The following is a 12609-nucleotide window of genomic DNA, read 5'->3' as shown; positions in this document are numbered from 1 at the left end:
CACAGGAGGCACCCGCGCCATGACGTCGACCGCATTCCCGCACCTGTTCAGCCCGCTCGCCATCGGCGGCGTGACCCTGAAGAACCGCGTCCTGTCCTCCGGCCATGACACGGTCCTCGTCGAGGGCGGGCAGGTCACCGACGAACTGGTCGCCTACCACGAGGCGCGGGCAGAGGGCGGCGTCGGGCTCATCGTCGTGCAGGTGGCGGGAGTTCACGAAACGGCGCGGTACACGACGCATGTGCTGATGGCCACGGACGACTCGTGTGTCGAGGGGTACCGGCGGCTCGCCGAGGCCGCGCACCGGCACGGCGCCAAAGTCTTCGGGCAGCTCTTCCACCCCGGGCGCGAGATCCTCGAGTCGCGTGACGGCTCCGCACCGGTCGCCTGGTCGGCGTCGGCGACGCCCAGCGAGCGCTTCCACGTGATGCCGCGCGCCATGACCGAGAGCGAGATACGTGACGTCGTCGACGGGTACGGAGAGGCCGCGCGCCGGCTGCGCGCCGCCGGGCTCGACGGCGTGGAGGTCGTCGCCAGCCACGGCTACCTCCCGGCCCAGTTCCTCAACCCGCAGGTCAACATGCGCACGGACGGGTACGGGGGTGACGCGGACGGCCGGCTGCGGTTCCTGCGCGAGGCCCTCGCGTCGGTACGGGCGCACACCGGGCCCGGGTTCGTGGCCGGACTGCGCATCTCCGGCGACGAGTTGAGCCATGACGGCCTCACCGCCGAGCTCGCCGTCGAGACTGCCGGGCGGCTGGACCGCGAGGGTCTCGTCGACTACGTGAGCGTCTGCGCCGGGTCGTCGGCGACGATCTCCGGCGCCGTGCACATCGCGCCGCCGATGACCCAGCCCGCCGGATACACCGCCCCGCTCGCGGCGCGCGTGCGGGCTGCGGTCGCCGTGCCGGTCATGGTCGCCGGGCGCGTCAACCAGCCCCAGGAGGCCGAGCAGATCATCAAGGAGGGCCAGGCCGACGCCTGCGCCATGACCCGCGCCCTGATCTGCGACCCCGACATGCCGGGCAAGGCGAGCGACGGCCGGACGGAGGAGATCCGGGCCTGCATCGGCTGCAACCAGGCCTGCATCGGCCACTTCCAGCGCGGCTGTCCGATCTCCTGCATCCAGCACCCCGAGACCGGCAGGGAGCGCCGCTTCGCGGGGCTGCCCCTGCCCACCAGGCGCCGGAAGGTCCTCATCGCCGGTGGCGGTCCCGCCGGGCTGAAGGCCGCCGCCGTGGCCGCGTCCCGTGGGCACGACGTCACCCTGCACGAGGCGGGACGGCGCGTCGGCGGACAGGTGCTGCTCGCCCAACTCCTGCCGGGCCGCGCGGAGTTCGGTGGCGCGATCACGAACCTGGAGGGCGAGGCGCGGCGGGCCGGGGCGAGGATCGTCACCGGGTCCCGCGTCGACGCCGAACTCCTCGACCGTGAACAGGCGGACGCGCTCATCGTCGCGACCGGAGCGGTCCCGCGCCGGCCCGCGCTCGAACTCCTCGACGACCCCGTCGTCCTGGACGCCTGGGACGTCGTCCGCGGCACCGCCGACGTACCCAAGGGCCGGATCGTCGTCGCGGACTGGCGCGGCGACTGGATCGGTATCGGCGTGGCCGTCCAACTCGCGGGCCAGGGACGGAAAGTGACGCTGTGTACGACCGGCTTCGGTGCCGGTGAGCATCTTCAGCAGTACGTACGCGCGTCCATGCTCGCGGAGGCCGCGCGGGCCGGGGTCGAGACCGTGCCGACGGTGCGCCCGTACGGCGCCGACGCCGATACGGCGTACTTCCAGCACACCCTCACCGAGGAGCCGGTGATCATCGAAGGGGTCGCGGCCCTCGTCCTCGCCCAGGGGCACGACCCCGTGGGCGAGCTCGCGGGTCTGGCGCGAGGACGGGTGGGCGAGGTCTTGATGGCGGGGGACTGCGTGTCACCGCGGACCGTGGAGGAAGCGGTGCTGGAGGGGCTGACGGTGGCGTCGTCGCTCTGAGAAACGCCTGGACCCCGGCGGGAGCTCAGCGCGGATGGCGGCGCAGCCGCACCCGGTACGAGTAGTGCTCCGGAAGGAAGTGGCTCACGGCCAGCTCGACCGGGCGGCCCGACGCCGACAGGTAGAGGCGGTCGATGCGGAGCAGCGGATGCTGCGGCGGGCAGTCCAGGTGCGCCGCCACCTCGGCCGAGGCGAGGGCGACCGTGACGGACTGCTCCGCCTCCGCGATCGGCTCGGGCAGCCGGCCGTCGAGGAGGCCGATGACGGTGACGCGGCTGTCCGTGCCCGCCTCCGTCAGCTCCGGGCGGTCCGCGACGAGCGCGCCCACGTCCGGCGGCAGATGCACCGTCGTCAGGCAGAACGGGGTGTCCTCGTGCAGCCGCAGGAACGAGAGGTGGTCCACGCGGTCGGAGGCCACGCGCAGCCTGCCCGCCGCGTCGACGTCGACCCGGCGGCGCAGCGGCGACACGAGGCGCATCGTCGTGTCGAGGGACAGCGCCATGAGGTCCTCGACCGAGCCGAACTGCCGCAGATACTGCTCCTCGCGGGGCGCCGCGAACGTGCCGCGCCCCGGGACCCGGTGCACCAGGCCCTCGGTGACCAGGTCCTGGAAGGCGCGCCGCACGGTCTGCCGGCTGATCCCGTGCGAGGCGGCGAGCTCCGCCTCGGTGGGCAGCCGCACCCCCTCGGGGTAGTCGTGCCGCAGGATCGCCTCGCGCAGCTCGCGCGCGAGGCGTACATAGGCGCTGTCACGCCCGGGGGCCGCCATCCGTGTCCCCCTCGTCCGCTCTGTGCGTGTCGTACGCGTCATGTCTGCCGTTCACCGCCCTGCCTGTGCCGTGAGTCTAATGGCCGTACAAGACGGTGCGCAGGTCAGACGTCCAGGCCGCCCCGGGAGACCAGCTGGCGCACGATGACGCCCCGCTGGATCTCGTTGGTGCCCTCGCCGACGATCATCAGGGGCGCGTCGCGGAAGTAGCGCTCGACGTCGAACTCGGTCGAGTAGCCGTAGCCGCCGTGGATGCGGACCGCGTTCAGGGCGATCTCCATGGCCGTCTCCGACGCGAAGAGTTTGGCCATGCCCGCCTCCATGTCGACGCGGCGGCCCGCGTCCGCCTCGCGGGCGGCGTACAGGGTGAGCTGGCGTGCCGCGGTGAGCGAAGTCGCCATGTCGGCAAGGTAGTTGCCGATCGACTGGTGCTTGTAGATGGGCTCGCCGAACGTCTCGCGCTCCTGCGCGTAGCGCAGCGCGTCCTCGAACGCGGCCCTGCCGACCCCGAGCGCGCGCGAGGCGACCTGGAGGCGACCCGTCTCCAGGCCCTTCATCATCTGCCCGAAGCCCTTGCCCTCGACGCCGCCGAGCAGCGCGCCGGCCGGGACGCGGTAGTCCTCGAAGGTCAGCTCGCAGCTCTCGACGCCCTTGTAGCCGAGCTTCGGCAGGTCGCGCGAGACGGTGAGCCCCGGGCCGTGCTCGGCGAGCAGGATGGAGATGCCGCGGTGCTTCGGCTCGGCCGCCGGGTCCGTCTTGCACAGCAGCGCGATCAGCTGCGAGCGGCGGGAGTTGGTGATCCAGGTCTTGCCGCCGTTGACGACGTACGCGTCCCCGTCGCGCCGCGCGACCGTGCGCATCGCCTGGAGGTCGGAGCCGCCGCCCGGCTCGGTGAGGGCCATCGTCGAGCGGATCTCGCCGGTCGCCATCTTCGGCAGGTAGCGGTTCTTCTGCTCGTCGGTGCCGAAGTGCAGCAGCAGCTTGGAGACGACGGTGTGGCCGCCCATGGCGCCCGCGAGGCTCATCCAGCCGCGCGCCAGCTCCTCCGTGATCAGTACGTAGCAGGGCGTGGAGACGGGCGTGCCGCCGTACTCCTCGGGGATCGCGAGGCCGAAGATGCCGAGGTCCTTCATCTGCTCGATGAGCGCCTCAGGGTAGGTGTTGGTGTGCTCCAACTCCCTTACGACCGGCTTGACTTCGCGGTCCACGAAGTTCCGCACGGTCTCGACGATCAGCTGTTCGTCGGAGGAGAGGGTGTCGAGGGTGCTCACTTCGCGGACGCTCCTTGATCGTGGTCGTGCGGGGTGTCGATGACACCCTGCGCGCGCAGCCGCTCGATGTCGGCGGCGCTGCGGCCGAGGCCGCCGAGGATCTGTTCGGTGTGCTCTCCCGCGGCGGGGACGGGGTCCATCCGGGGGGTGACGCCGGAGAGGTCCGCCGGGGGAAGCAGTGCCTGTACGGGTCCCTGCGCGCCCGGCACCGCGATGTCGCGCCACCGGTCTCGCTCGGCGAGGGCCGGGTGGGCGAGGAACTCGGCGATGGAGTTCACACCAGCGTTGGCGATACCGGCCTTGTCGAGGAGCGCCATGGCGTCCTCGCTGCCGAGCTCGGCGAAGCGCGCGGAGACGGCCGCGTTGACCTCGTCGCGGTGGGCGACGCGGTCGGCTCCGGTGGCCATGCGGGGGTCGTCGGTGAGTTCGGGACGGCCGAGGACCGTGGAGCACAGTGCCTGCCACTCGCGCTCGTTCTGGATGGAGAGCAGCACCTCCTTCCCGTCGGAGGCGGTGAACGGGCCGTAGGGCGCGATCGTGGCGTGCTGGGCGCCGATGCGCGGCGGCTGCGTACCGCCGTAGCGCGTGTAGTAGGCGGGCTGGCTCATCCACTCGGCGAGCGCCTCGAAGAGGGAGACCTCGACGGCGGGCGCGCGTCCGGTGGTGGCCCGCGTGTAGAGGGCGGTGAGTACGCCGCTGTACGCGTACATGCCCGCCGAGATGTCGGCGACGGAGATGCCCACGCGGGCGGGCTCGTCGGGCGAGCCCGTGATGGAGAGCAGTCCCGTCTGGCACTGCACGAGCAGGTCGTACGCCTTGCGCTGCGACCAGGATCCGCTGGTGCCGTACCCGCTGATGGTGCAGGGGATCAGGCGGGGGTGTCGGGCCTGGAGCGCGGCGGGGCCGAGGTCCATCCGGTCGGCGGCGCCCGGGGCGAGATTCTGGACGAACACGTCGGCGTCCGCGAGGAGTTCCTCCAGGATGTCCCGGCCCTCCTGCGACTTGAGGTCCAGGGTGAGGGACTCCTTGGAGCGGTTGAGCCACACGAAGTAGCTGGCCTGTCCGTGCACGGTGGTGTCGTAGCGGCGGGCGAAGTCGCCTCCGCCGGGGCGCTCGACCTTGATGACGCGGGCGCCGAGGTCGGCGAGCTGGCGGGTGGCGAAGGGCGCGGCGACGGCCTGTTCCAGGCTGACGACCGTGATGCCTTCGAGGGGGAGCGGATCGGTCATGCGAGGGCCTTCCCGGGAAGTTCGGTCAGGAGCAGGGCGCGGGCCGACTCCCAGGTCGTGTCCTTGAGGAGAGCCGGTACGTCGCTGCCGCACGCGGCGAACTTCTCCGCCAGCTCCCCATCTGTGGGCGGGCGTTGGGGAGAACCCGGGGGATGGGCGAGGGCGGACCGCAGGACCCGGCCGTCGGTGAGCGTCACCGCGAGGTCGACGTCGCCGTCGAGGAGCCCGGCACCGCCCTCCGTACGCTCCGTCCCGACCGTGGCCATCAGGCGCCGGGCCTCGGGCCGGCCCACGGCCTCGTCCGTGAAGGCGCCGAAGCCGGGGAACCCGTCGAGCAGGGCCGTCGCCACCGCGTACGGGAGGCTGAACTTGCCTTCGAGACCTGTCTTCGGACGGTCGTGGATGAGGGGGTGGATCGTGGCACCCGGAGTGGTGACGCGCACGGCCGTGACGTCGTCGGGGCCGCACCCGGCGCGCAGGTCGCGCAGCGCGGCGATCGGGCGCTGCATCGCGTAGCAGCAAGGGAACATCTTGATGGCGAGGCCACCGGGAACGGCGGGGCCGCCGGTCCAGGGCGCCCCTCCCTCGGTGCCGTCCGCCCCCTGAGCGCCCACCAGCTTCAGCCACGCGTCGACCGCCCGCGGGTCGGCCGTGGCGCCTGCCCGGGCGAGGCGCGCCGCCCGCACCCCCGCTTCCGCCGCGAAGCCGACCTGGAGCGACTTGCTGTGCGTGCCGAACGCTGCCTGGACCCCGCTCGCGCCGGGCACCGCGAGCGCCATGGCCGTCGCCAGCCGCTCGGGCCTGAGGCCCCGGGCGACGCCCGCCGCGACGGCGGCCGCGGGGGCGCCCGCCGTACACGTGGCGTGCCAGCCCGCTGCGTAGTGGGACCAGCCGAGCAGCGTGCCGAGCCGGGCCATCACGCCGGCCCCGGCCAGGTAGGCGCGCGCGTCGCCGCCCGCCGCGAGGACCGCGGGGACGATCACCACGCTGATGTGCGTCGTGGACTCGATGTGCAGGTCGTCGAAGTCCAGGACGTGCCCGACCGCGGCCCAGCGCGCCGCGTCCGGCAGCTCGGCGGCCAGGGCGCTCACCGGGTGGTCGCGCGCGGCGAGCGTGACCGCGACCGTGTCCAGGAGGGAGCGGCGGGCGAGCGCCAGGTCCTCGGCGTCGGGTTCGTATCCGTACGCCCACTCGGCGAGCGATTCCGCGATGGCCGGCATGGCTTCCCTTCGTACCTGTCCTGCACTACGTGGTTACTTTGTACGGCCAAATGCTGAGGGCGTCAATGGCACCACGGAAGGGCGATTCAGGGCTTTTGCCTGGGGCTTCTTCCCCAGGGGTTGACTGGGCGCCGTTCGACGCGGACGCTGGGTCGAAGTTTGTACGGCGCAACCTGCCATTGAGGTGGCCGCATCAATGCCATCGATCCCCCGGCCCTGCTGCCGGCTCCCCGGAGGTTCCGCATGGGAGACGCGCATTCCCAGCTCGCCGTGCTGAGCGGCGTCCGGAATGGCGCCCTGCACCGGAGGGTGTCGCTCACCGTCGGTGCCATGTTTCGCGACCTGAACACGCTCGCGTACGACGACGAACGAAACGCAACGCATCGGAGATTGACTTCCTCCCCCTCGTGAACGAGGGGGGTTCCTACGGCTCGCGCCGTGGGGTTTCCTGCTTCTTCGCCGACTGCCCGCTCGGAGTTCTCCGTTGAGGTCTTACACCAGCTCCACAGGCTGTCACCGCCAGTCCGGCGGCCAGCAGGTTGTTCGCTGCGTTCGTGTCCCGGTCGTGGGTCGTTCCGCAGGTGTCACAGGTCCAGGTTCGAACGTGCAGCGGCATCTTCTTTGCGAGGGTGCCGCAGTGGGAGCACAGCTTGGAGGAGGGGAAGAAGCGGTCGACAGCGATCACTTCCCGCCCGTACCAGGCGGCCTTGTACTCCAGCAGGCTCCGGAAGTCCGACCACCCGGCGTCGCTGATGGCGCGGGCAAGGCTCCGGTTCTTGACCATGTTGCGTACGGTCAGGTCCTCGATCACGAGCGTTTGGTTTTCACGCACGAGCCGAGTGGTCAGTTTGTGCAGGTGGTCGCGGCGCCGGTCGGCGATGCGGGCGTGGATCCTGGAGACCTTTCGCCTGGCCTTGACCCGGTTGGCGCCGTCACCCTTGGCCTTTCGGGAAAGGCTTTGCTGGACCTTGGCCAGGCGGGCGCGGTCCTTGCGTTCGTGCCGGGGGTTGGCGATCTTCTCGCCGGTGGACAAGGTCAGGAGATGGTCGAGGCCCACGTCGATGCCGACTGCCTGATCGGATGCCGGCAGCGGCGACACGGAGGGGTCCTCGCACAGCAGGGAGACGAACCAGCGTCCCGCCGCGTCCTGCGAAACGGTCACCGTGGACGGCTTCGCTCCCGGGGGGAGCGGGCGCGACCACACGATGTCGAGCGGTTCACTCATCTTCGCCAGTGTCAGGCGGCCGTCACGGAAGCGGAACCCGCTGGTGGTGTACTCGGCGGACTTGCGGGACTTCTTGCGCGACTTGAAGCGTGGATACTTGGCCCGCTTGGCGAAGAAGTCGGTGAACGCCGTCTGCAAGTGCCGCAACGTCTGCTGCAACGGCACCGACGACACGTCGTTGAGGAACGCCAGTTCCTCGGTCCTCTTCCACGCGGTCAGCATCGCCGAGGTGGCGTTGTAGTTGACCCGCTCCTGCCGCGTCCACGCTTCGGTGCGGGCGACCAGCGCGAGGTTGTAGACCTTGCGCACGCAGCCGAACGTGCGCGACAGCTCGGCCGCCTGCGCATCGGTCGGACAGAAGCGGTACTTGAACGCCCGCTTCACGCACGTCGCGGTCACTCTCAGAAGCTAATGCGGCTGTGGTTTAAAGCCAAATCTGCGGGTCACAGCGCTGCGATCCGCCCCGGCGGCGCATCACAGCCCCCTGCACTGCCCCGAAGGAGTCCGTTTCCTCTCCGCCCTGAAGGGCGGAGCATCCATGGAGGAACCCGATGAGCGCGATGCCCCCATCAGACGCACCCCAGGGCGAGTTCGCGCTCGCGCGTCATCTGGACGCCTGGTCCCCGGCGCCCGTGAGCCTCGACGATCCCGTCGCCGCCGCGCCCGTGGCCGCGCTGAGTCAGGTCCTCGACCAGGAGGCGGCCGTGGCTGGCGAGAGGGAGCCGCTGCCGCCGCTGTGGCACTGGCTGCACTTCCTCGAATGGCCCGCACAGCGGGAGCTGGGGGCCGACGGTCACCCCGCGCACGGCCACTTCCTGCCGCCCCTGCCGGACCGCAGGCGCATGTTCGCCGGCGGCCGCGCCGAGTTCACCGCGCCGCTGCGCGTGGGCGTGCCCGCCCAGCGTACGAGTTCCCTCGCCAAGGTCGAGATCAAGCGTGGCCGCACCGGCGAGATGGCCTTCGTGACGGTCCGTCACGAATTCGTGCAGGAAGGGAAGATCAGGGTCACCGAGGAGCAGGACCTCGTCTACCGCGTCGGAGAGGACGAGCGGCGGAGCGAGGGCTTCGGCCTCGACCTCGGTGAGGCCGGGCCGTCCGACGCCGGCTGGCAGTTGATCCTGCGCCCCTCGCCGACCCTGCTGTTCCGCTACAGCGCGCTGACCGCGAACGCCCACCGGATTCACTACGACGAGCCGTACGTACGCGACGTCGAGGGCTACCCGGGGCTCGTCGTCCACGGGCCGCTCCTCGTCCAGCTGATGCTGGAACTCGCCCGCCGCGAGGCCCCGGAGCGTGAGATCCGTACGCTCTCCTACCGGCTCCGCAAGCCCGTGTTCGCGGGCGAGCAGGTGTGTGCGCTCGGCGACGTGGCGGACGACGGAGGATCGGCCGGGCTGCGGATCGCCACGCGCCGCGACGAGCGGCATGCGACGGCGGAGGTGACTTTCAAGTGAGCGCCGAGCCCTTGAGTGCCGACGCTGCGGGCGCCGAACCTGCGGGCGCCGAACCTGCGCGTCCCGAACTCGCCGGCCGCGCACGCCCCGGCCGGGCCCGCACCCGCCTCGCCGCCGCCCGCACCCTGTTCTTCGTCCCGGGGCACCGTCCGGACCGGTTCGAGAAAGCCGCAGCGGCCGGGGCCGACGCCGTGATCATCGACCTGGAGGACGCCGTCGCGCCCGACGGCAAGGGCGCGGCCCGTCGGCACGCCGCCTACTGGCTCGCACGGGGCGGGGACGCGGTGGTGCGGATCAACGCGCCGGGCACTCCCTGGTGGGACGCCGACCTGGACCTTGTCACCGCGTTCGGCTGTCCGGTGATGCTGCCCAAGGCCGAGGACCCCGACGTGATCGCACGGATCGCGGAGATCTGCGCCGTGATCCCGCTCGTCGAGACGGCGGCCGGAATCGAGCGCGCCCTCGACGTGTGCCGCGCGCCCGGCGTCGTCCGCGCGGCCTTCGGCAGCGTCGACCTCGCCACCGAGCTGGGCGTGCGCCACGACGACACCCTGGCGCTGGCGTACGCGCGGTCCCGGCTGGTCATGGCGAGCGCCGCCGCCGGTGTCGCGCCCCCGTTGGACGGCGTCACCACCGCGCTCGACGACGCCGACGCCCTCGCGCAGGACGTCCACCACGCCCGACGGCTCGGCTTCGGAGGCAAACTGTGCATCCATCCGAGGCAAATCCCGGCGGTGGCCGAGGGGTTCGCGCCCTCGGACGAGGAGCTGGCCTGGGCCAGGAAGGTGCTCGCCGCGGGCGACGCGGTGTCGGCCGTGGACGGCGTGATGGTCGACAGGCCGGTGCGGGAGCGGGCGCGGCGGCTGCTCGGGGCGGAGCTCACCACCGGCCCTGCGGGCGAGACGGTGTAGGGCGGAGGATCAGGGGACGCCCGGCGATGTCACGTCGCCGGCAGTTCCCGGAGCCCGTCGGCGAACCCGTCGACCAGGTCGACGAGCGCCGCCAACGCCGGATCGGTGTCGTCCGCCCGCCAGGCGAGGCCGAGCGGGAGAGCCGGCGCGTCGAGGACCGGGACCAGTGTCACCCCCGGCACCGCCAGATGCCCGGCGGAGTCCGGAGTGAGCCCGATGCCGACGCTCGCCCCCACCAGGGAGAGAAGGGTGTGCGTGTCGGGCGCTTCCTGGACGATGCGCGGGGTCGTGCCCTGCGCCAGGAACGCCGACAGCACCAGGTCCCGCACGATCGAGCCCCGGCCGGCGGGATAGCTGACGAAGGGCATGTCCCGCAGATCGGCGAGGGTCAGCGACTCCCGTGCGGCGAGCGGGTGTTCGGAGGGAACGGCCGCGACCAGCGGGTGCCGCAGCAGCTCCCGCACGCGCAGCCGGGTGTCCGGCAGCGGGAGCCGCACCAGACCCGCGTCCGCCTCCCGCAGGTGCAGGCGCTCGGCCAGCTCGCCACCGTAGTAGGGGCCGACGATGTCGAGCCTGACAGTGGGATGCCGACGCCTGAACTCGCGGGCAATGGCGAGGAGTTCGCGGTACGACGTGGGGCCGCTGAACGCCAGCCGCACCACCCCGGTGACGCCCTCCGCCGCGCGGTGCGCCGCGAGCTTCGCCGCCTCCAGGGAGTCGAGCGCGGACCGTACCCCGGTGAGAAACGCCGCCCCGGCGGCCGTGAGTTCGACGCTGCGGGTGGTGCGGTGCAGCAGCTCGACGCCGACGTCCTGCTCAAGACGCTTGATCTGCTGCGAGAGCGGCGGCTGCGACATGTGCAGCCGGGCCGCGGCCCGGCTGAAGCTGAGCTCCTCGGCGACCGCGACGAAAGCCTGCAGACGGCGCAGTTCCATGCCCTTCCACCCTCCACCTCCGCCGGAAGCCGTTTCGTTCCGGCGTGTCGAGATTATGTCGCCCCGGCGAATAAATCGATGGCCAACAATGTGTTAGTTGCATCACACACCCAGTGGTACGGTAAATGTCACCAGACGCGGGAACGGCCACACTGAGCCGGAATTCAATAAGCGCGTCAGTAGCCCAACTACCCACGTGAGACGGGCTTTCGATGAATCCGAATTGCCTCCCGAAGGAGTGTGGCAAGGGTGATACGCAAACTCGTCGCAGACGAGAAGATGGGGCGGCGAGCGGGAATTGCCGCATTCATCGGAACTACCATCGAGTGGTACGACTTCTACATATTCGGGACCGCTTCGGCGATTGTTCTCGGGAAACTCTTCTTCCCCGAGGCGTCACCCGCCGTCGGCGTCCTCGCTTCCTTCGCGACGTTCTGGATCGGCTTCGTCGCCCGCCCCCTCGGCAGCATTGTCTTCGGGCACCTGGGCGACCGCATCGGCCGTAAGAACACGCTCATCGCGACCCTTCTCCTCATGGGCGTCGCCACCGCGGGCATGGGCCTGCTGCCCACGTACGACACCGTCGGCGTCCTGGCCCCGGTCCTGCTCGTCCTGCTGCGCGTCGTGCAGGGCGTCGCCGTGGGCGGCGAATGGGGCGGAGCCGTCCTCATCGCGACCGAACACACCGAGCGGCGCCGCGGGTTCCTCTTCGGCGCCTTCGCCCAGCAGGGCTCGCCCACCGGCCAGATCCTCGCCGTCCTCGCCTTCACCGCCGTCTCGCAGCTCCCCGACGCCACCTTCGTGACATGGGGCTGGCGCCTGCCCTTCCTCGCCTCCGCGCTGCTCGTGATCGTCGGTCTGATCGTGCGCATGCGCATCCAGGAATCCCCCGAACTGCTGCGGCTCAAGCAGACGGAACAGGTCGCACGGCTGCCCCTCGTCGAGCTCCTGCGCACCCACAAGATGACGGTCGCGCTCGGGCTCGCCGCCTCCGTCATCGCGTACGTCGCCTCGTACCTCAAGAACACCTTCGCCCTGTCCTGGGCCACCAACGACCTCGGCATGTCCCGCGACAGCATGCTCACGATCATCCTGCTTGCCACGGTCGCGCAGTTCGTCGCCCAGCCCTTCGGCGCCGTCCTCGGCAGCCGCTGGAACCCCCGCAAGGTCGTCACCGTCCTGCTGATCCTCGAGATCCCGGCCATGCCCGTGCTGTTCTGGCTGATCTCGACCCGCAGCTTCGGCCTCACCCTGCTCGGCATGGTCATCGCGACGCTGCCGCACGTCATGTTCTACGCCCTCCTCGCCGGCATGCTCGCCCAGGCGTTCCCCGCCCGAGTCCGTTACACCGGCATCTCGGTGTCGTACTCCGCGGCCGGGATGCTCTTCGGCGGCGGCACGCCCCTCATCGGGCAGGCACTGCTCACCGCCACGGGGTCGATCGTCCCCGTCGTGGCCTTCGCCGTCCTGATGGTGCTGCTCTCGCTCTACGGCGCCCGCGCCCTTCTCGCGCGTACCGCGGCCGCCGAGGAGCGGGACACCACGGCGACGGACGCGACGCAACAGCCGGCCGCGCTCTGACGATCAGTCAAGTAGTGAAACGCACAC

Annotated in this window: 10 protein-coding genes; 4 read left to right on the top strand and 6 right to left on the bottom strand. The window is 71.2% G+C overall.

Annotated features, from left to right (window positions below):
* Positions 1–19: 19 nt before the first annotated feature.
* Positions 20–1987 (top strand): oxidoreductase, encoded by a 1968-nt coding sequence (locus ACWIGU_RS01990; RefSeq protein WP_454396415.1) that lies wholly within the window; start codon positions 20–22, stop codon positions 1985–1987.
* 25 nt (positions 1988–2012) lie between these two features.
* Here the strand turns inward: ACWIGU_RS01990 and ACWIGU_RS01985 are convergent, their stop codons facing one another.
* The 5 genes from ACWIGU_RS01985 to ACWIGU_RS01965 all read right to left on the bottom strand — a co-directional run bounded on the left by ACWIGU_RS01985 (position 2013) and on the right by ACWIGU_RS01965 (position 8106).
* Positions 2013–2756, bottom strand: coding sequence for a GntR family transcriptional regulator (locus ACWIGU_RS01985; protein ID WP_454396413.1), 744 nt, complete (start codon positions 2754–2756; stop codon positions 2013–2015).
* Between the two features lie 104 nt (positions 2757–2860).
* Positions 2861–4027: an acyl-CoA dehydrogenase family protein gene (locus ACWIGU_RS01980; protein ID WP_454396411.1), complete on the bottom strand. Its 1167-nt coding sequence runs from the start codon at positions 4025–4027 to the stop codon at positions 2861–2863.
* Positions 4024–5256: a CaiB/BaiF CoA transferase family protein gene (locus ACWIGU_RS01975; protein WP_454396409.1), complete on the bottom strand. Its 1233-nt coding sequence runs from the start codon at positions 5254–5256 to the stop codon at positions 4024–4026. The genes ACWIGU_RS01980 and ACWIGU_RS01975 overlap by 4 nt, the downstream gene beginning before the upstream one ends.
* Positions 5253–6476 (bottom strand): MmgE/PrpD family protein, encoded by a 1224-nt coding sequence (locus ACWIGU_RS01970; protein WP_454396407.1) that lies wholly within the window; start codon positions 6474–6476, stop codon positions 5253–5255. The genes ACWIGU_RS01975 and ACWIGU_RS01970 overlap by 4 nt, the downstream gene beginning before the upstream one ends.
* Before the next feature lie 424 nt (positions 6477–6900).
* Positions 6901–8106 carry an RNA-guided endonuclease InsQ/TnpB family protein gene (locus ACWIGU_RS01965; protein ID WP_454397239.1) on the bottom strand — a complete coding sequence of 402 codons (1206 nt, stop codon included), beginning with the start codon at positions 8104–8106 and terminating at the stop codon, positions 6901–6903.
* A gap of 146 nt (positions 8107–8252) precedes the next feature.
* Here ACWIGU_RS01965 and ACWIGU_RS01960 point away from each other — a divergent pair, with 146 nt between their 5' ends.
* Together ACWIGU_RS01960 and ACWIGU_RS01955 are read left to right on the top strand one after the other, a co-directional pair.
* On the top strand, positions 8253–9155 hold the full coding sequence (locus ACWIGU_RS01960) for an FAS1-like dehydratase domain-containing protein (protein ID WP_454396406.1): 903 nt from the start codon (positions 8253–8255) through the stop codon (positions 9153–9155).
* The gene (locus ACWIGU_RS01955; RefSeq protein ID WP_454396404.1) at positions 9152–10066 is read left to right on the top strand and encodes an HpcH/HpaI aldolase/citrate lyase family protein; all 915 of its coding nucleotides are present in this window, start codon (positions 9152–9154) and stop codon (positions 10064–10066) included. Before ACWIGU_RS01960 ends, ACWIGU_RS01955 begins: the two co-directional genes overlap by 4 nt.
* Before the next feature lie 29 nt (positions 10067–10095).
* Here ACWIGU_RS01955 and ACWIGU_RS01950 read toward each other — a convergent pair whose 3' ends face one another.
* Positions 10096–11001, bottom strand: coding sequence for a LysR family transcriptional regulator (locus tag ACWIGU_RS01950; protein ID WP_454396402.1), 906 nt, complete (start codon positions 10999–11001; stop codon positions 10096–10098).
* A 249-nt stretch (positions 11002–11250) separates the two neighbouring features.
* Here ACWIGU_RS01950 and ACWIGU_RS01945 point away from each other — a divergent pair, with 249 nt between their 5' ends.
* Positions 11251–12582: an MFS transporter gene (locus tag ACWIGU_RS01945; protein ID WP_454396400.1), complete on the top strand. Its 1332-nt coding sequence runs from the start codon at positions 11251–11253 to the stop codon at positions 12580–12582.
* Positions 12583–12609 lie beyond the last annotated feature (27 nt).

The sequence above is a fragment of the Streptomyces sp. NPDC055400 genome (genome assembly GCF_053644375.1).
This window is presented reverse-complemented; position numbering and strand designations above follow the sequence as displayed.

What these genes read in the sequence shown, in the direction of transcription:
- ACWIGU_RS01990 (WP_454396415.1), top strand. Translation starts at nt 20, where the DNA reads ATGACGTCGACCGCATTCCCGCACCTGTTCAGCCCGCTCGCCATCGGC.
- ACWIGU_RS01985 (WP_454396413.1), bottom strand. Translation starts at nt 2,756, where the DNA reads ATGGCGGCCCCCGGGCGTGACAGCGCCTATGTACGCCTCGCGCGCGAG.
- ACWIGU_RS01975 (WP_454396409.1), bottom strand. Translation starts at nt 5,256, where the DNA reads ATGACCGATCCGCTCCCCCTCGAAGGCATCACGGTCGTCAGCCTGGAA.
- ACWIGU_RS01970 (WP_454396407.1), bottom strand. Translation starts at nt 6,476, where the DNA reads ATGCCGGCCATCGCGGAATCGCTCGCCGAGTGGGCGTACGGATACGAA.
- ACWIGU_RS01960 (WP_454396406.1), top strand. Translation starts at nt 8,253, where the DNA reads ATGAGCGCGATGCCCCCATCAGACGCACCCCAGGGCGAGTTCGCGCTC.
- ACWIGU_RS01950 (WP_454396402.1), bottom strand. Translation starts at nt 11,001, where the DNA reads ATGGAACTGCGCCGTCTGCAGGCTTTCGTCGCGGTCGCCGAGGAGCTC.